9 protein-coding genes and 1 tRNA gene are annotated in these 20,072 nt (G+C 64.1%); 1 reads left to right on the top strand and 9 read right to left on the bottom strand.

What is annotated here, in order from left to right; genetic code table 11:
- Positions 1 to 404: 404 nt before the first annotated feature.
- Positions 405 to 4,562 (top strand): NACHT domain-containing protein, encoded by a 4,158-nt coding sequence (locus VARPA_RS30085; protein ID WP_013539116.1) that lies wholly within the window; start codon positions 405 to 407, stop codon positions 4,560 to 4,562.
- A 447-nt stretch (positions 4,563 to 5,009) separates the two neighbouring features.
- Here the strand turns inward: VARPA_RS30085 and VARPA_RS03255 are convergent.
- From VARPA_RS03255 to rplL, 9 genes are all read right to left on the bottom strand, one after another.
- Positions 5,010 to 5,085, bottom strand: a tRNA-Phe gene (locus VARPA_RS03255).
- Positions 5,086 to 5,103: 18 nt separating this feature from the next.
- Entirely contained in the window at positions 5,104 to 5,805 is a 702-nt protein-coding gene (locus VARPA_RS03250) for a response regulator (RefSeq protein ID WP_013539115.1), read from the bottom strand.
- Positions 5,806 to 5,884: 79 nt separating this feature from the next.
- Positions 5,885 to 8,215: a sensor histidine kinase gene (locus VARPA_RS03245; RefSeq protein WP_013539114.1), complete on the bottom strand. Its 2,331-nt coding sequence runs from the start codon at positions 8,213 to 8,215 to the stop codon at positions 5,885 to 5,887.
- Positions 8,212 to 8,853, bottom strand: coding sequence for a DUF4390 domain-containing protein (locus VARPA_RS03240; protein ID WP_041942755.1), 642 nt, complete (start codon positions 8,851 to 8,853; stop codon positions 8,212 to 8,214). The genes VARPA_RS03245 and VARPA_RS03240 overlap by 4 nt, the downstream gene beginning before the upstream one ends.
- Positions 8,840 to 10,165 carry a 16S rRNA (cytosine(967)-C(5))-methyltransferase RsmB gene (rsmB, locus tag VARPA_RS03235; protein ID WP_041943231.1) on the bottom strand — a complete coding sequence of 442 codons (1,326 nt, stop codon included), beginning with the start codon at positions 10,163 to 10,165 and terminating at the stop codon, positions 8,840 to 8,842. The genes VARPA_RS03240 and rsmB overlap by 14 nt, the downstream gene beginning before the upstream one ends.
- 124 nt (positions 10,166 to 10,289) lie before the next feature.
- Positions 10,290 to 10,898, bottom strand: a complete 609-nt coding sequence (locus tag VARPA_RS03230) for a LemA family protein (RefSeq protein ID WP_013539111.1) — start codon at positions 10,896 to 10,898, stop codon at positions 10,290 to 10,292.
- A gap of 107 nt (positions 10,899 to 11,005) precedes the next feature.
- Complete coding sequence (gene rpoC / locus VARPA_RS03225; RefSeq protein ID WP_013539110.1) at positions 11,006 to 15,235, bottom strand: DNA-directed RNA polymerase subunit beta'; 4,230 nt, start codon at positions 15,233 to 15,235, stop codon at positions 11,006 to 11,008.
- Positions 15,236 to 15,256: 21 nt separating this feature from the next.
- Complete coding sequence (rpoB, locus tag VARPA_RS03220) at positions 15,257 to 19,381, bottom strand: DNA-directed RNA polymerase subunit beta (RefSeq protein ID WP_013539109.1); 4,125 nt, start codon at positions 19,379 to 19,381, stop codon at positions 15,257 to 15,259.
- Positions 19,382 to 19,682: 301 nt separating this feature from the next.
- Positions 19,683 to 20,060 (bottom strand): 50S ribosomal protein L7/L12, encoded by a 378-nt coding sequence (rplL, locus tag VARPA_RS03215; RefSeq protein ID WP_013539108.1) that lies wholly within the window; start codon positions 20,058 to 20,060, stop codon positions 19,683 to 19,685.
- Positions 20,061 to 20,072 lie beyond the last annotated feature (12 nt).

Below are 20,072 nucleotides of genomic sequence, written 5' to 3'. Positions count from 1 at the left end.
TCGATCGGCCGGAACGGCGGTGGCGCGCATGTGTGAAGGCAGGCGGCGGGATAGCTCCCTCTCAAAACCATGCGCCACATAGAGTATTGACGACGGGAAGATCTCGTTGCGGGCATCGCTGTCCAGCGGGTCGGTGTGACCGGTCCCCATTGCAGACGGCCTCAAAAGGACTTTTGATCTAATGCTCAGCATTGCGTCCCATAGATCGAACGTCCGAAGTGCGAGACAACTTTTTAGCGCAGACCGTCAGGCTCTTGTCTACTCGAGCGGGTTTCTCCTGCTCAAACCCGAAGTGCGGCCGGCCAACCGCCGGCCCCGCCGACGATGAGAGCGGGACGGTGAATCTGGGGGTCGCATCTCACATCGCCGCAGCATCGCCAGGCGGCCCTCGCTATGACGCGGCGATGAGCCCGGCAGATCGCAAGGCGGCGGGCAACGGCATCTGGCTCTGCCAGAACTGCGGCAAGCTCATCGATTCCGATGTGAAGGGCCACCCCGTCGAGCTTCTGCAGGAATGGAAAAAGGCGGCAACGCAGCGAGCCTTGGCAGCCTTGGCCGGCGGACAGGCACCGCCGCGCTCCGCAACGATTCCTGAGGACGAGGCCGATCTCCAATTCGCGAGAGCACTTTCCCTTCCCGCCGCAGACGACCTGGAATCGGCGACGAAGCGCATGCTGGAAGCGGCAGCCACGGATATCACCGCGTTCCGACGCGCGAGAAGCTGGCCGGAACATGTTCTCCAACTTCAGTTCACCCTCGAGTCGTCAGGCGACCACCGCCCGGTGACGATCAGCGGCCTGGCTGCGAGCGTGCAGGCCACCTCAACTCTCGCGATCGTCGCCCCTCCAGGTACGGGAAAAACAACCACCCTCGTTCAGCTCTGCGACAACATCATTGCGCAAGGGCGCTCGGTGCCCGTACTCGTCCCCCTTGGCGAATGGTCCGATCGCGCTGAAGGCATCCTTGAGCACCTTACGCACCGCAGCGCGTTTTTGGGTTTCTCAGCTCAACACTTCATGCAGCTTGCCTATGCAGGCCGCCTTGTCCTTCTGCTTGACGGCTGGAATGAACTGGCCCCCCAAGCCCGGCTGGGCGCCATTCGGGAGCTCGGCATGTTGCAGCGCGACTACCCGCTGCTGTGCATGATCGCAGGCACCCGTACGGACCTGTTCGTCGCCGACAGTCCGGTGGTTCACATTGAAGCGCTTTCCGAAGATCAGCAGTTGGAACTAGCGCGCATGCACAGAGGCGACGAAGGAGCCGCGCTGGTCGACCAAGCCTGGCGCACGGAGGGCTTGCGAGAGCTGATCGCGACGCCTCTCTACCTAACCGCATTGCTCAAGACCACAGCTGGCAGTGCCCTACCGCAGACCAAGGAGGAAGTTCTTCGCACCTTCGTCCAGCAACACGTTTCACTGCCCGAGCGCGCCGAGCTCCTCGAACAGGAGTTGCACGGCTTCCATGACAATTTCCTTGGCGAGTTGGGGGCGCAGGCGAATCGAATCACCAGCACGCTCATTCCCGCGGCCGACGCACGCCGCGCTTTTGTCGATGCAGGCAGGAAGTTGGTCAACCAGGGACAACTCGTCAATGCCATCGAGCCAAGCAGAGCCCTGAAGGTCCTGGTCGGCGTTCACTTGCTTGTGCAATCGGGTGGTGCAGGCGACAACGTGCAGTTCCAGCATCATCAGTTTCAGGAGTGGTATGCCGCCCAGTTTGTAGAGCAGTTGATGATGGAAAGTGCGTCGGGTGACCAAGCCGCCCTGGCGGCCTTTCGAAAGGAAATCCTGGATCGCCCTGCCTGGGAGGAATCTATCTTGTTCGCCTGCGAGCGGATGTCTCGCAGTGCCCCCGCAGGGGCTGACGCCGTCGCGCGGGCAGTGCTCTTGGCCCTGAACATCGATCCGATGCTCGCGGCACAGATGATCTACAGGTCCTCGATGGCGGCTTGGCAACTGATGCGAGACCAGATCCAGATTTTCGTGAAGAAATGGCACTCTCCGGGCAAGGTCGATCGCGCGGTACGCTTCATGATCATCACCGGCAAGTCCGAGTTCGCGCCGCTCGTGTGGCCGCTGATCGCCTCGGACGCCGAGAATGTCCGCGTTGACACGATGCGCGTCGCGCCTCGCTTCCGACCATCGGTGCTGGGGGAGGCCGCTGCGCAGCAATTGGCCGGGCTGCCCGACGAGAAGCGTGACGATATCGTCACGCTAATCGCAGAGGAAAGCGGTTTCGACGGCATGGAGCTCGCGACCTCGATCGCACTCACCGATCCGAATCCGCAGGTGGTTGCCGAGGTACTGCAGGCGCTTGTTTTTCGTCGCGCCGATCGTCATGTCGCGCAAATCCTGGCGAATGCGAGCAACGCGGTTTGGGCGCAAGTGGCGGCGAGGCTGCGCCCCGAGGATCTTGAAGATCCAGCTCATGCGGCTCGAGTGAAGGCCGAGAAGAATCTTCAAGCAGATGGATCACCCGACCCGATTCGCAAACTATGCCGGCTAGTGGAGGCCGGCGCGCACGACGCCTCCTCTCACGAGGAGTTCTTGCAGCTCCTGCAGTCCACGAATTTGGACCGGAACGAGCACCGGATCTACAACTTTCTGCAAGAAGGCGCGAAGACCTACCCACAGGAGATGGCTCAGGCGTTTTGGATGCAGGCCCAACGCGGAATGCGGCCTCCGGTTGATTTCGCCAAGACGTTGTCCCCGCACGAAAACTTCGATGAGGGTGGGGCGATCGCGGACACCGTACTCGGTAGTACCCACATCTCCGAGCTTGCAGGCATCGCGAGCGCACTCGCAAGCACAAGTTCAATCCTGAAGATTCTCGATGCGATCCTGGCGCCCGAGCAGGAAGGAGGCGACAAGCTTCGGGTTCTGCAAACATTGGTCGCCGGCAGCCGCGATATGGCCTTCTTCACGTCGTTGCTGAGCCGAGCTCATGCTGCGAACGCCAGGCAAGCTGGCCTGATGGCCGATCTCCTTGTGCAGCGCCAGGAAGGCGCTCGAACCCGCCGGGATATCCCGGCTGAGGCGAAGTCCGCGTTAGTGGGCGCTCTGAAGCAGTGGGTCGATCTTCTTCTGGGTGAATCGATGCCGAACCGCGAACAGCTTGCCACGCTTGCGCAGGCGGCAGGCACCTTGGGTGACCCGCAGCTTCTTCCCGACATCGACCGGCTGTTGGAGCGTGATCAAGCTGAATCGGCCCGCCAGCGAGAGCTTCATCCCGCACGGGGCATCACAAGCTTCGAACAGCGGTATCGACTTGCATTTATCCTGATCGGCGGAGCTGCCGCAGAACAGGTACTCGCGAAATGGCTTCCCGATCTGCAGGTGGGGGAGATGGCGGCGCAGGGATTGGTGGAGATCTGGCTGAGATCGCAAGCGAGCCTGGAGGATTCATGGCCCGGGAGTCGGCACAAATTTTCCCAAGCTAGGGACCTCTGGCAACAACGCGCCTTGGCCGGGAATACATCCCCAACCTGCAATTCGGCGGAAGCGATTTTCCGAGTGGTGAGGCAGCTCCTGATTTCACCGTCATCGGACGAGGCGCAGCGCCATGCCATCAAGCTGGCCGCCGCCGGGTTGGCCTTGCCTCATGGCGATAAAGCTGCGGAAGCGGCCTCCCTGCTTGAGCTACCCCAACCTCGGGCATTCAAGCTGAAGTTGCTGACCGGCATGGCGAGAGCTGGCCTCACACTGCCTGCTGCGGATCTTGAAGCAGCGCTTGCGGAGCTCTTGCAGGAGGCAGCCATCCAGCAATGGCGATATGAAGAGGTCCGAGATTGGATCGAGTTGTTTCCATTCTCTGACCGCCCCTTCGCGGTCGTCGACATTTTGCCGACCTTGCAGGGGCGTCCTTTGAGCCCGGACTTAATGGACTATCTGCTCCAGGCGCTTAGCCAGACGCCTTCGGCGGATGCATTGCTCATACTCGAAGCGCTGGCCAACCTGCAGCCCAAGCTCGCGAAGAACCGCCATTGGCGGGAAGCCGTGCTGCAAATCCGGTCCGAGCCCGCGGCCATGCTCTTGCTGAAGGTCATCACCGATGAAGCTGCCGGGGATAGCCCGCCTGCCTGGAGGGAGGCGCGCACCGCCGCCGAAGAGCTGAGCAAATTGGCCCAGGCGCTGCCAGCGTTCGGCAAATTGCTGTACGAGGAGTATGAAAGGCAACCGCCTGGTGCTATGAAGGCAATCCTCGAACAGACGTTGGCCGAGAATCGCACAGAAGAGATCGCCCTCGCATTCGTTCGCAGCTACGGCAAGGACGCTCGCCACTACGGCGCAGCCCTGGCGAACGTCATAGAAGAACTTGCTGTCGGCCGCAAGGACGTCGAGGGCCAATCGGGGTGGTTCGAGGGGTTCAGTGCGCCTTTGCCTGAGTTTCGCCGGACCCTTTTTGCCATGACCGCTGGCGGCGATTCAACTGCCTCAGTGGCTAGCGCCTGCCTCGATCACATCGAGCGACTGCGGGACACGCATGGACGCTTGATGGAAGAACCGCGCCATCCGGACGTTGATGCAGATGGCGTTTGGCCTGTGCCTTGTGGCTCATATTGAGGACGAGAACCTGCTGGGAGAGATCCTTGAGTGCTCTGGCGCCGGGAGTCGACAGAGGCTGCTCTTGGTGGCAGCGGTCATCCTGTGGCAGCTCAATGACCGGCTGCATCCAGTCTCAAGCTGACTGTGGAACTAACGTCTGGTAGGTATACGGAAAGATCTGATTTGCAACCAATATGTTTGGATCAACAACGGTCAGGCTTCCGTGTGGACCGACGGCTCAAGGTTCACTTGAGGGGGCTGGGTAAACGGATGCGTGAATAATGGGGACATGCTGCAGTAACTTTCACACGCCTCTTTGCAGGAGGGCGCTGTTACTGACGCTGTTACTGCACAATGCCTCGGAAGCACCCGGAAAGATGTGGAGGCAAGCGCAATAGAAAAAGCCCTAAGTAGTTGATTTACTTAGGGCTTTTGGACTTACGCGGACAACCGCGAAAGTAATGTTGGTGGCCTGGGGCGGAATCGAACCACCGACACGCGGATTTTCAATCCGCTGCTCTACCAACTGAGCTACCGGGCCTTTGTGTGCAGCCCTAGATTATACAGCGCTTCTGCGCCCTCTTGAAAGATCGACACCCAATTGTTTGAGCTTGCGATAAAGATGGGTGCGCTCCAGGCCGGTCTTCTCGGCGACGCGGGTCATCGAACCGTTCTCCATCGCCAGGTGGAATTCGAAGTACGCCTTCTCGAATCCATCGCGCGCATCGCGCAGCGGGCGGTCGAGGTCGAAGCTCTGGGTCGATTGCGGACCTGCATCCGGAACCGGCACCGAGGCCAGCGACGCCATCAGCATGCTGTCGCCCGTCGTGGTGATCGCTGCCGCCTGGTGGCCGCCGACTGGTGCGGGCACCACGCCTGCCGCGGCGCGCCGTGCGCTCTCGCGTGCGAGCCCCTGCTCCACGGCCTTGAGCAGCTTCTGCAGCGTGATGGGTTTTTCGAGGAAGGCGAAGGCGCCGATGCGCGTCGCGTCGACCGCGGTGTCGATGGTAGCGTGGCCGCTCATCATGATGACGGGCATGCTCAGGAGGCCGGCGGTGGACCATTCCTTGAGCAGCGTGACGCCGTCGGTGTCGGGCATCCAGATATCGAGCAATACGAGATCGGGCCGCGCGCGCTGACGTGCGGCGCGTGCCTCGGCTGCGTTCTCCGCGAGCTCCACGTTGTGGCCTTCGTCATTGAGAATTTCGAAGAGCAGGTCCCGGATGCCCAGCTCGTCATCGACCACGAGAATGTTTGCCATGAGTGCTGCTTGTTGTGTGCGCTGGTATGTGTTTGTCCGCTGGCCTGTCCAGCGCCCTCGCGCTGGATTTCGTTGGCGCTCAGGCGGTGGAAGACTTCGAGTCTTCGGTGTGAGCGGCCGCTGCCCGCGGCTCGCCTGCCAGCGCGAATGATAGCGAGACTTGCGCCCCTGCCACAGCCCCGTCGACAACGCGGTTGGAAAGCTCGATGCGCGCGCCGTGCTCGTCGGCGATCTTCTTGACCACCGCGAGCCCCAAACCGGTACCTTTTGTTTTCGTCGTGACGTAGGGTTCGAACGCGCGCTTCAAGATGTTTTCTGCAAAGCCCGGGCCGCTGTCCTGCACCGTGAGGCGCACGCGCTGTCCCGAATCGCCCAGCCGGGTGCGAATGACGACCTCGCCCGCTCGCCCCGTGCTGCTGGCTGCCGCCTCCGCGGCGTCCTGCGCGTTCTGCAGCAGGTTGTGAATGACCTGGCGGATCTGCTGCTCGTCGCCGCGGATCGGCGGGCAGCGCACATCGAGCTCGGAGCGCAGCACGATCGGCAGGTTCTCGGCGTTGTAGAGCTGGAGCACATCTGCCAGCAGCGCATTCAGATCGACCGGCTTCAAGTCGGCCGCGGGCAGCCGCGCGTAGTCGCGGAATTCGTTCACCAGCCGCTTCATCGCATCGACCTGGTCGACGATGGTCTTCACCGACTTCACCAGGATCGCCTGCTCGGGCGCCGCGACCTTGCCCGAGAGCTTCATCTCGAGGCGCTCGGCCGAAAGCTGGATCGGCGTGAGCGGGTTCTTGATCTCGTGCGCCAGGCGCCGCGCCACCTCGCCCCAGGCCTGCGCGCGCTGGGCCGAGACGATCTCGGAGATGTCGTCGAACACCAAGAGCCGCGCGGCGCCGGGCAGCTCCGCGCCGCGCGCGACGATGTTGATCGCGCCGTCCTGCTGCGGCAGGTCCATGCCGGTGGCGTGCAGCTCGAAGGCGTGCTGCCAATGATCGAGGCCGTGCTGCATGCGCTCGACCAGGAAGTCGTCGAACTGCTGCTGCACCTTGGCGCCGAAGTCCGCCAGCCCCGGCACATCGACAAGCGCCTGGCCTTCGTAGGCCGCGAGCGGCGCACGCAGCACGCGGGTGGCGCCGGGGTTGGTCGAGAGCACCGTGCCCTTGGCGTCGAGCACGATCACGCCCGAGGTCAGGTTGTCCAGGATGGTCTGCAGGTTGGCGCGGGCCGCGTCGAGCTGGCCCATGGTCTTTTCGACTGCGCCGCGGGCGTCGGCCAGCTGCTGCGTCATGACGGCGAACGAGCGGGTGAGGCCGCCCAGTTCGTCCTTGCCCTGCAGCACGGCGGTGGGGCGCAGGTCGCCGGCCGCCACCTGCCGCACGCCGTCGGCCAACACGAGCAGCGGACGCGCGAGCTGGTTGCCGAACAGCACGGCCAGCAGCACCGCGCCGAACACCGCGAGGAACAGGCTCAGCGTGAGCGTGCCGATGTACATGCGGCGCAGGCCCCCGCGCGCGAGCGCCCGCTCCTGATATTCGCGATTGGCTTCCTGCACGTCGAGCGCGTTCTTGACCACGGCCGGCGGCAGCGGCCGCGTGACCTGCAGGTAGCGCGGCGCGGTGTCGAAATCGAAACCGGGCCGCTGCACCATGGCAAGCGCGCGCACGCTCGCGACGGGCTGGGTGGCGCCGGGCGCGGCGGTTTCGTCCAGACCCTCGATGTGCGCAAGCGGGCGGTCGGGACGCACCTGGCGAAACTGCTGCGCGGTCGGCCGCTCGGGATTGAGTTGGAAGCGCGAGGTGCCCGCGCCGGCGATGAGCTGGCCGGTCCCGGTCCACAGCACCACGTCGCTCGCCTCGAGCTGGTCTCGGATGCGCTCCAGCGCGAGGCCGGCGCTCGCATCGGACACCTGCGAGAGCTGGGCGCTGGCGGCGCGCGTCTTGGCCGCGAGGTCGTCGGAGAGCGAATCGAGCGTGGCGCGCCCGAGGTTCAGGCCGGCGTCCAGTGCGCCTTCGACCTTGACGTCGAACCAGCTCTCGATCGAGCGCTCGACGAACTGATACGACACGACGTACACCAGCGCCCCCGGCACCACGCCCACCAGCGCGAAGATCGCCGCCAGCTTGATCAGCAGCCGGCTGCCGAACTTGCCCTGGCGCAACCGCCGCGCCAACCGGAAGGCGACCCAGCCGATCACCAGCACCAGCAGCACCGCCACCACGACGTTGATGCCGAACAGGCGCACGTAGTAGCGCTCGTAGAGCTCCCGGTTGTTGGTGGCCTGGGCCAGCAGGAACATCAGCACCAGGCCGATGGCCGTGACCATGGCCGCGCCGACGCCCACGGCCCAGCGCATCGCGCGCGAGCGGCGTGCGGCGGGTGTGGCCGCTGCGCCGCTGCGCGGTTTGCTGCTCACCGCTGCTTCTCCAGCGCGAGCTTCGCGGTGCGTTCGGCCGAGATGTTCCAGTCGGCCTGCCCAACCACGCCGATCTGGAACGGCCGCGGCAACTGCGAGGTGTCGAGGCGGAAGCGGAACGTCACCTGGTGCAGTGGGTCGTCGCCGATCTCGGCCGCATCGCCCATCCGCAGCCGGCCGATGCGCTTGATGGCCTCGAGCGCGTCGCCGAGGCTGTCGAAATTCTGGTTCAGGGAAATGCCGAAACCCGCGGCACCGGTGATCGGCACCGGCGACACGTTGACCCGCCAGCGGCGGGTGAGCGGCTGGTAGGCCAGCCGCATGTGGCGCGTGACCTGGGCGACCTTGCGGTCGGTCCAGTACCAGCGCTCCTGGTACATCTCGGCCTCGGCCACGAAGTAGATGGCGATGCCCTTGTCCAGCACCTCCTCGACCAGCGACGGCAGTTCGAACTGCACGGCAGCGCTGAGATAGACGCCGTCGTCGGACTGCTCCAGCCGCATCTGGGTGATCGCCGCGCCCGGGCGGTTCTGGGCGGCCGCGGGGGGCGGCAGGAAGGCCAGCATCAGCGCCCAGACCAGCAGGAACACGGCCAGCAGGACCGCTCGGCGCGGCCGAGCGGACTCAGCGTTTTTCAAGCAGGGCGTAGAAGAAGCCGTCGTGGTCACCTGAGGGATTGTCCGGGACGCCACGGACATTCCCCCCGCTTTGGGGCAGCAAATGGCCCGGGGACGGTTGCAATCGTGCGTCAGTGTTGTGTGCAAGGAACGCATCAATTTGTTGCGAGCCCTCTTCCCGGAAGACGGAACAGGTGCAGTAAAGGAGCCGGCCGCCGGGCCTTACAAGTGGCCAGAGCGCGGCTAGGAGCGCGGCTTGCTGGCCCGCCAACTGGGCGGTGTCGCTCTCGCGGCGCAGCCACCGGACGTCCGGATGACGCCGGACGATCCCCGACGCAGTGCACGGGGCGTCGAGCAGGATGGCGTCGAAAGGCGTGCCGTCCCACCAGTCGGCGGGACGCGCCGCATCGGCCACCACCACCTTGGCCTGCAGGCCGAGGCGGGCGAGGGTCTCGTCGATCCGTCGGCTGCGGATGGGGTCGACCTCAAGGGCGATCACTTCAGCGGCGCCCGGGCCGGCCAGTTCGAGCAAGTGCGCGGTCTTGCCGCCCGGGGCGGCGCAGGCGTCGAGCACACGCAGGGGCGCGACGCCGGGCTTCGCCGGCAGCAGTCCTTCGAGCAACAGGGGCGCCGCCATCTGCGCGGCCGCGTCTTGCACCGAGCAGGCACCGTCGGCGAAACCGGGCAACTGCTGCACTGGCCGCGCGCGTCCCAGCTGAAGGCCGCTGGCGCCGACGCGCGTGGCCGCAAGGCCCGCGGCCTCCAGCTCTGATAAATAAGCAGCAGCCGTAGACTTCAGGGCGTTGACGCGCAAAGTCATCGGCGCCTGGGCATTGTCCGCATTCAATATCCGCTGCCAGTCACGGGGATGGTCGCGCTTGAGCTTCTCGATCCACCAGCGCGGATGGTTCCACTGCGCGACCGGTTCCTGGTCGGTGATGGCGACGAGTTCGTCGCGCTCCCGAAGAAATCGGCGCAGGCACGCGTTGATGAAGCTCGCCTGCGCCCGGGTCGCCGGGTTGCGCTTGGCCGCTTCGACGGCCTGGTCGACCAGCGTGAAGGGCTCGTAGGGCGCGCGTTCGGGGTCCCAGGCCAGGCCGAGCGCGGTGCAGAGCAAGGCGTCGGGCAGCGGCGGCGGCGTGCGCTTGGCCAGGTGGCGGCGCAGCGCCTCGGCGCGGCCGAGCCAGCGCAGCACCTGGAAGCCGAGCGCCTGCACGCCGGGCCGCAGCGCGGGTTCGACGGCCTCGAACGCGACGGAGCCCGAGGTGCCGGCGCGAATCGACGCCAGCGCCCCTGCCGTCAATTGCAGTTGGCGCCAGAGCGGTGGCTGCAGCGAGGGCGCTGCGTTGCCGGGGGAATCGGAAGGTAGTTCGGACAAGTTGGGGCGGATGGTAAGGGGCGGGCCGAAGGCACTACGCCATGCAATGTAAAAAAGGAAACGACGGCCTGTCAGCCTCTCAGCGCAGGGGTGCGGCCGGACGCAGACGCACGGCCCATGCCACCAGCAGCGCAGGGAACTGGACGATCGCCTCGTTGTAGTTCCTCACCGCCAGGTTGAACTGGCTGCGAGCGATTTCCGCGGCCGCCGAGGGTTCGGGCCAGGCGATCGGCTCGACCGTATTCGGCGCCGCGACAGCGACAGCGCCAGGCTGCGCCGGCACGGGCCGCGACAGCGTCCCGTCGGCATCGAAGACCGTCACCGCATCCGGATGCTGGCGCTGCCAGGCGGAAATCAGCACCTGCAGTGCCGTGCCCAGCGCGGCCATGCCGCCGGCATCGAGCGGATGCAGCCGCGTCGCGCCCAGCAAGGTGGCCAGCTGGGTGGTGGCCGCCTGCAGCGGCGCGATCGACGACAGGAGCTCCTGCGACGGCGGGTCCTGTTGCGGTGCGGCGCTGATGCTGGCCTGGACGAAATCGAGCTGCCTGCCCAATGCCGCGTCGAGCGTCGCATAGGACTGCAGCACTGCCGCGCGCAGGCGCACCAGCCGGTTGTAGGCGCCGACAAACCAGAACAACAGCACCGCGATGACGATCCAGCTGGCCAGCGATTCGGGCAACACGCTCATCGGAAACGACACCTCATCATCATCAGGAAAGCACAAAGAAAAACGCCCCCCAACCGGAGGCGGTCGGGGGGCGTGGGGTACCGGTCATGGCCGGTGATGCTAGCCGGTTATTCGGTCGCGGCGCCTTCGCTGGCGTCGGCCGTGCTCGTCGCATCGCTCGAGGAACCCGCCAGTTCGGCGGCTTCCGATTCGGCGATGGCGCGGCGCTCGGCGTCGTCCATCGCGTCCTTGGCCCGGCGAGCCTGGTGGTAAGCCATGCCGGTGCCTGCGGGAATCAGGCGGCCGACGATGACGTTTTCCTTCAGGCCGCGCAGTTCGTCGCGCTTGCCCATGATCGCGGCTTCGGTCAGCACGCGCGTCGTTTCCTGGAACGAAGCAGCCGAGATGAACGAGTCGGTCGACAGCGATGCCTTCGTGATACCCAGCAGCAGGTTCGTGAACGTCGCGGGGATCTTGCCTTCGGCGCGCAGGGCGTCGTTGGTGTTGAGCATTTCGCTGCGTTCGACCTGTTCGCCGGAGATGTAGCCGGTCTCGCCGATGTTGTCGACCACGACGCGGCGCAGCATCTGGCGAACGATCACCTCGATGTGCTTGTCGTTGATCTTCACACCCTGCAAGCGGTACACGTCCTGCACTTCGTCCACGATGTAGCGCGCCAGTTCTTCCGAACCCAGCAGGCGCAGGATGTCCTGCGGGTCCGCCGGACCGTCGACCACCGACTCGCCCTTGTTCACCACCTGGCCTTCGTGCACCAGGATGTTCTTTTCCTTCGGCACGAGGTCTTCGTAGACGCCGCCTTCGGGATCGGTGATCTGCAGGCGAATCTTGCCCTTCGTTTCCTTGCCGAACGACACGGTACCGGTCATTTCGGCCAGCATGCCCTTGTCCTTCGGCGAACGCGCTTCGAACAGCTCGGCAACACGCGGCAGACCGCCGGTGATGTCGCGGGTCTTCTGGCCTTCGACCGGAATACGCGCCAGCACTTCGCCGGGGCCCACGTCCTGGCCGTCGCGGATCTGCACCAGCGAGCCGATCGGGAAGCCGATCGTCACCGAGTGGTCGGTGCCCGGGATCTTCACTTCGGCGCCGGAGGCGTCGATGAGCTTCACCTGCGGACGCACGACCTTGGCAGCGCCGCGGCGCTTCGGATCGATCACGACCAGGGTCGACAGGCCGGTCACTTCGTCCACCTGCTTGGCGACCGTGAGGCCTTCCTCGACGTTCTCGAACTGCGTCTTGCCGGCGAACTCGGTAATGATCGGGCGCGTCAGCGGGTCCCAGTTGGCGAGCACGTGGCCGGCCTTGATCTGCTGGTCGGCCTTGACGGCCAGGGTCGCGCCGTACGGCACCTTGTGGCGCTCGCGCTCGCGGCCGTGCTCGTCATGAATGACGATCTCGCCCGAACGCGAAATCACGACCAGCTCGCCCTTGCTGTTGGTCACGTAGCGCATCGTGGCGTTGAAGCCGATCGAACCGTTCGACTTGGCTTCCACGCTCGAAGCGATGGCCGCACGCGATGCCGCACCACCGATGTGGAACGTACGCATCGTCAGCTGCGTGCCGGGTTCGCCGATCGACTGCGCCGCGATCACACCGACGGCTTCGCCGATGTTGATCAGGCCGCCACGACCCAGATCGCGGCCGTAGCAGGTTGCGCAGATACCGAAGCGGGTTTCGCAGGTCAGCGCGGTGCGGACCTTGACTTCGTCGACGCCCTGGGCTTCCAGGACTTCGATGTTGTCTTCGTCGAACATCTCGCCGGCCTTCAGCAGCACCGAGCGGTTTTCCGGGTGCAGCACATCGTCCGCAGCCGAGCGGCCGAGGATTCGGTCGCGCAGCGACTCGATCACTTCACCGCCTTCGACGATCGCGCGCATCAGGTAGCCGCCATGCGTACCGCAGTCCTGCTCGGTCACGACCAAGTCTTGCGTCACGTCGACCAGACGACGGGTCAGGTAACCCGAGTTCGCCGTCTTCAGCGCCGTGTCGGCCAGACCCTTACGGGCACCGTGGGTGGAGATGAAGTACTCCAGCACGTTCAGGCCTTCGCGGAAGTTCGCGGTAATGGGCGTCTCGATGATCGAGCCGTCCGGCTTGGCCATCAGGCCCCGCATGCCGGCCACCTGGCGGATCTGCGCTGCGGAACCGCGGGCGCCGGAGTCGGCCATCATGTAGATGGAGTTGAACGACTCCTGCTCGACTTCCTTGCCGTGGCGGTCGATGACCTTCTGCTTCGAGAGCTTGGCCATCATGACCTTCGACACTTCGTCGCCGGCCTTGCCCCAGATGTCCACCACCTTGTTGTAGCGCTCGCCGGAGGTCACGAGACCGGAAACGTACTGCTGTTCGATCTCCTTCACCTCCTTGGCGGAGCGCTCGATGATGCCGTGCTTCTCGGCGGGCACCAGCATGTCGTCGATCGCGATCGAGATACCGGCCTTGGTCGCCAGGCGGAAGCCGTTTTGCAGCAGCTTGTCGGCGAACACGACGGTCTCTTTCAGGCCGCACTTGCGGAACGAGACGTTGATGAGCTTGGAGATTTCCTTCTTCTTCAGCGCCTTGTTGATGTTCGAGAACGGCAGGCCCTTGGGCAGGATCTCGGACAGCAGGGCACGGCCCACGGTGGTGTCCACGAGCGAGGTCGACGGCGTGAAGACGCCGGTTTCCTTGTCCTTGGTGTATTCCGTGATGCGCACTGCCACCTTGGCGGTGAGTTCGACTTCGTTGGCGTCCAGCGCGCGCTGCACTTCACCGATGTCGGAGAAGATCAGGCCCTCGCCCTTGCCGTTGATGCGGTCGCGGGTCGTGTAGTACAGACCCAGCACCACGTCCTGCGAAGGAACGATCGACGGTTCGCCCGAAGCCGGGAACAGCACGTTGTTGGAGGCCAGCATCAGCGTGCGGGCTTCCATTTGCGCTTCCACCGACAGCGGCACGTGAACGGCCATCTGGTCGCCGTCGAAGTCGGCGTTGAAGGCGGCGCAAACCAGCGGGTGCAGCTGAATGGCCTTGCCTTCGATCAGGATCGGCTCGAACGCCTGGATGCCCAAACGGTGCAGCGTAGGCGCACGGTTCAGCATGACCGGGTGTTCCTTGATCACTTCTTCCAGGATGTCCCAGACCACCGGCGTGCCCGATTCGACTTCCTTCTTGGCAGCCTTGATCGTGGTCGCGATGCCCATGGCTTCGAGGCGCGAGAAGATGAAGGGCTTGAACAGCTCGAGTGCCATCAGCTTGGGCAGGCCGCACTGGTGCAGCTTGAGCGTCGGGCCCACCACGATGACCGAACGGCCCGAGTAGTCCACGCGCTTGCCCAGCAAGTTCTGGCGGAAACGACCGCTCTTGCCCTTGATCATGTCGGCCAGCGACTTGAGTGCGCGCTTGTTGGCGCCCGTCATGGCCTTGCCGCGGCGGCCGTTGTCCAGCAGCGAGTCGACAGCCTCCTGCAGCATCCGCTTTTCGTTGCGCGCGATGATTTCCGGAGCCTTCAGCTCCAAGAGGCGGCGCAGACGCGAATTGCGGTTGATGACGCGGCGATACAGGTCGTTCAGGTCGGAGGTCGCGAAGCGGCCGCCGTCCAGCGGCACCAGCGGACGCAGGTCCGGCGGCAGCACGGGCAGCACTTCGAGAACCATCCACTGGGGCTTGATGCCCGACTTGCGGAAGGCTTCCAGCACCTTCAGGCGCTTGGAGTTCTTCTTGACCTTGACTTCGGAGCCGGTCAGGTCACCGCGCAGGCGCTCGATCTCGCTGTCGAGTTCGATGCCTTCGAGCAGATCCCTGATGCCTTCGGCGCCCATCTTGGCAACGAATTCATCGCCGAATTCCTTGCGCTTGGCGTCGTAGTCGTCCTCGGACATGATGCCGAACTTCTTCAGCGGGGTCATGCCCGGATCGGTGATCACATAGGCTTCGAAGTACAGCACGCGTTCGATGTCGCGCAGCGTCATGTCGAGCACGAGGCCCAGACGCGATGGCAGCGACTTCAGGAACCAGATGTGGGCGCAGGGCGCGGCCAGGTCGATGTGACCCATGCGCTCGCGACGCACCTTGGTCTGAGTGACTTCAACGCCGCACTTCTCGCAGATCACGCCGCGGTGCTTCAGGCGCTTGTACTTACCGCACAGGCACTCGTAGTCCTTGATGGGGCCGAAGATCTTGGCGCAGAAGAGACCGTCGCGCTCGGGCTTGAACGTGCGGTAGTTGATCGTCTCTGGCTTCTTCACTTCACCGAAAGACCACGAACGGATCTTCTCGGGCGAAGCCATGCCGATCTTGATGGCATCGAAATGCTCATCGGGCGTGAATTGCTTGAACAGGTCGAGTAGCGATTTCATAAGACTCTTTCCCTTTTCAACTTAAGAACGCTCGAGCTCGATGTCGAGCCCCAGCGAACGAATTTCCTTGACCAGCACGTTGAACGATTCCGGCATGCCGGCTTCGATCGAATGCTCGCCCTTGACGATGCTTTCGTACACCTTGGTACGGCCTTGCACGTCGTCGGACTTCACGGTCAGCATTTCCTGCAGGACGTAGGCAGCGCCGTAAGCTTCCAGCGCCCACACTTCCATTTCCCCGAAACGCTGGCCGCCGAACTGTGCCTTGCCGCCCAGCGGTTGCTGCGTGACGAGCGAGTACGGGCCGGTCGAGCGGGCGTGCATCTTGTCGTCCACCAAGTGGTGCAGCTTCAAGAAGTGCATGTAGCCCACGGTGACGGGACGCTCGAACTGGTCGCCGGAGCGGCCGTCGTACAGGTAGGCCTGCGTGCGCGTATCGGTCAGGCCCTTGAGCTTGGCGATGTCGTCCGGGTAGGCGAGCTTCAGCATGCCGCGGATTTCTTCTTCCGAGGCGCCGTCGAACACCGGCGTGGCGAAGGTCGCGCCGCTTTGCAGGTTGGCCGCCATGGCGAGCACGTCGGTATCGCTGAGCTGGGAGAGGTCTTCCGGACGGCCCGAGCCGTTGTACAGCTGCTCCATGAACTTGCGCACTTCAGCCACCTTGGCCTCCTGCTGCAGCATGTCGCCAATGCGTTGGCCGATGCCCTTGCCGGCCCAGCCCAGATGCACTTCGAGCACCTGACCCACGTTCATCCGCGAAGGCACGCCCAGCGGGTTCAGGCAGATGTCGCACGGCGTGCCGTCGGCCATGTGGGGCATGTCTTCGACCGGAACGATCTTGGACACCACACCCTTGTTGCCGTGGCGGCCGGCCATCTTGTCGCCGGGTTGCAGGCGGCGCTTGACGGCCAGGTAGACCTTGACCATCTTGAGCACGCCCGCGGGCAGCTCGTCGCCCTGCGTGAGCTTCTTGCGCTTTTCTTCGAACGCGAGGTCGAAGCTGTGGCGCGTTTGCTCCAGCGAGTTCTTGATCGATTCGAGCTGCGTCGCCACTTCGTCTTCCGCCGGGCGGATGTCGAACCAGTGGAACTTCTCGACCGACGACAGGTAGGCTTTGTCGAGCTTGGTGCCCTTGGCCAGCTTGTTCGGGCCGCCGTTGGCGACCTTGCCGGTCAGGAGCTTCTCGATACGGTCGAACGCGTCGGCTTCGACGATGCGAAGCTGGTCGTTCAAATCAAGGCGGAAGCGCTTGAGCTCGTCGTCGATGATCTGCTGGGCGCGCTTGTCGCGCGTGATGCCTTCGCGGGTGAACACCTGCACGTCGATCACAGTGCCTTGCGAGCCCTGATCCACACGCAGCGAGGTGTCCTTCACGTCGGAAGCCTTCTCGCCGAAGATGGCGCGAAGCAGCTTCTCTTCCGGCGTCAGCGTGGTCTCGCCCTTCGGCGTGACCTTGCCCACCAGCGTGTCGCCCGGCTGCACTTCGGCGCCGACATAAATGATGCCGGATTCGTCGAGGCGGTTGAGCTGCTGCTCTGCCAGGTTCGGGATGTCGCGCGTGATTTCTTCCGCGCCCAGCTTCGTGTCGCGAGCCATCACCACCAGTTCCTCGATGTGGATCGAGGTGTAGCGGTCTTCGGCGACGACGCGTTCGGAGATCAGGATCGAGTCTTCGAAGTTGTAGCCGTTCCAGGGCATGAACGCGATCAGCATGTTCTGGCCGAGAGCCAGCTCACCCAGATCGGTCGATGCGCCGTCGGCGATCACGTCGCCCTTGGCGATCTTGTCGCCGCGCTTGACGATCGGACGCTGGTGGATGTTGGTGTTCTGGTTCGAACGCTGATACTTGATCAGGTTGTAGATGTCCACACCGACTTCACCGGCTGCCGCTTCGGCGTCGTTCACGCGCACCACCACGCGGGTCGCATCGACGTAGTCGACGATACCGCCGCGCGAAGCCGTGACCACGGTGCCCGAGTCGACCGCGGAAACGCGCTCGATACCGGTACCGACCATCGGCTTTTCGGGGCGCAGCACGGGCACGGCCTGACGCTGCATGTTGGCACCCATCAGCGCGCGGTTCGCATCGTCGTGCTCCAGGAACGGCACGAGCGAGGCAGCCACCGACACGATCTGCGCGGGCGACACGTCCATGTACTGGATGCGCTCGGCACCGACCAGGATCGATTCACCGGCTTCACGTGCCGAAACCAGGTCGCCGGTCAGCACGCCGTCCTTGTCCAGGGCCGCATTGGCCTGGGCGATGACGTACTTGCCTTCTTCGATGGCCGACAGGTAGTCGATCTCGTTGGTGACCTTGCTGTCGACCACGCGGCGGTACGGCGTCTCGATGAAGCCGTATTCGTTCAGGCGGGCGTACAGGGCCAGCGAGTTGATCAGGCCGATGTTCGGGCCTTCGGGCGTTTCGATCGGGCAGACGCGGCCGTAATGGGTCACGTGCACGTCGCGCACTTCGAAGCCTGCACGTTCACGCGTCAGACCACCCGGGCCAAGGGCCGACACGCGGCGCTTGTGGGTGATTTCCGACAGCGGGTTCGTCTGGTCCATGAACTGCGACAGCTGCGAGGCACCGAAGAATTCCTTCAGCGCGGCCGAGATCGGCTTGCTGTTGATCAGGTCGTGCGGCATCAGCGGCTCTTGTTCCGCTTGACCCAGACGTTCCTTCACGGCCTTCTCGATACGTGCCAGGCCGGTGCGGTACTGGTTCTCGGCGAGTTCGCCGACGCAACGCACGCGGCGGTTGCCCAGGTGGTCGATGTCGTCGACTTCGCCGTTGCCGTTGCGCAGGTCAACGAGGATCTTGACCACGGCCAGGATGTCTTCGTTGGTCAGCACCATCGGGCCGGTGGATTCGTCGCGGCCGACCTTGGCGTTGAACTTCATGCGGCCCACGCGCGACAGGTCGTACGTGTCCGGGTTGTAGAACAGGCGCTGGAAGAGAGCCTGCACCGCGTCTTCCGTCGGCGGCTCGCCGGGGCGCATCATGCGGTAGATGGCCACGCGGGCTGCGAACTCGTCGACCGTTTCGTCGATGCGCAGGGTCTGCGAGATGTACGCGCCCTGGTCCAGTTCGTTCGTGTAGATGACCTGGATGTCCTGCACGCCGGCCGTGCGCAGCTTCTTGAGCAGCGCTTCGGTCAGTTCGTCGTTGGCCTTGGCCAGGATTTCACCCGAGTCGGCGTCCACGATGTTGCGGGCGATCACGCGGCCGACCAGGAAGTCTTCCGGCACGCTGATGTGCGTGGTGCCCGACTGCTCCAGTTCGCGCGTGTGGCGCGCGGTGACGCGCTTGTCCTTGGCAACCACGACCTTGCCCGACTTGTCGGTGATGTCGAAGCGCGCGACTTCGCCGCGCAGGCGCTCGGAGACGAACTCCATCTGCGCGCCGCTGTCCATCAGGCGGAAGTTGTCGTTCACGAAGAAGTTCGCGAGGATCGATTCCGGGTTCAGGCCGATGGCCTTCAGCAGGATGGTGACCGGCATCTTGCGGCGACGGTCCACGCGGAAGTACAGCATGTCCTTCGGATCGAATTCGAAGTCGAGCCACGAACCGCGGTAAGGAATCACGCGGGCCGAGAACAGGAGCTTGCCCGAGCTGTGCGTCTTGCCCTTGTCGTGTTCGAAGAACACGCCGGGCGAACGGTGCAGCTGCGACACGATCACGCGCTCGGTGCCGTTGATGATGAACGAACCCTTTTCGGTCATGAGCGGCACTTCGCCCATGTAGACCTCTTGTTCCTTCACTTCCTTGACCACCTTGGACTGCGACGTCGACGACTCGCGGTCATAGATGATGAGCTGGACCTTGGCGCGCACGGCCGAGGCGAAGGTCAGACCGCGGGTCTGGCACTCACGCACGTCGAAAGCCGGCTTCGCGAGGTTGTACTCGAGGAACTTCATCTCGACAAAACCGTTGTGCGAGACGATCGGGAACGCGGCGTCGAACGCGGCCTGCAGGCCTTCGACGGTGCGTTGTTTGGGGGCGATGCCGGCTTGCAGGAACGCGGTGTACGCGTCTTTCTGCATCTGCAGCAGGTAGGGGATTTCGACGACGCTGTCGCGGTTACCGAAACTTTTTCGGATGCGCTTGCGTTCGGTGTAACTGTACGCGGACGATTGGGCCATGAGAGCTCCGGAGCTTGAGATCTTCAGCGACTTGTCAGCAATGCCGGGACGAACGGCACCACTGCTTGGCGGCTGGCCACTACCAGCCGTTGGCGGACAGCGATGCGTTGCACATCGCCCGAACCAAGGGGTCTTCTGCAGTCGGGGTCAGAAGACACTCAAAAATCGTCTTGATCTGGCTTTCCGTCGGCCTTGATGGTCTCGGGGAAAGCGGGCATCGAGCCGGCTTTTGGGTGCGCTCTGAAAGCGGCAAAGGCTGGAGGGCCTTTTCAGGCGCCTCCAGCCCTCTAGGGGGTCTGAATTACTTCAGTTCCACCTTGGCGCCGGCTTCTTCCAGCTTCTTCTTGGCGGCTTCAGCGTCAGCCTTGGACAGGGCTTCCTTGACAGCCTTGGGAGCGGCTTCCACCAGGTCCTTGGCTTCCTTGAGGCCCAGGCCGGTGATTTCGCGCACGGCCTTGATGACCGACACCTTGTTCGCGCCGACATCGGCCAGCACGACGTTGAATTCGGTCTGCTCTTCCACTGCAGCAGCAGCGGCACCGCCACCAGCGCCAGCCGGAGCGGCCATTGCTGCGGCGCTCACGCCGAACTTCTCTTCGATGGCCTTGACCAGGTCGTTGAGTTCCAGGACCGTCATGCTGTCGAGCGCGGTCAGAAATGCGTCTTTATCGAATGCCATTTTTGTTTCCTA

Origin of the sequence: Variovorax paradoxus EPS (genome assembly GCF_000184745.1) — a bacterium.
Classification (GTDB): domain Bacteria; phylum Pseudomonadota; class Gammaproteobacteria; order Burkholderiales; family Burkholderiaceae_C; genus Variovorax; species Variovorax paradoxus_C.
This window is presented reverse-complemented; position numbering and strand designations above follow the sequence as displayed.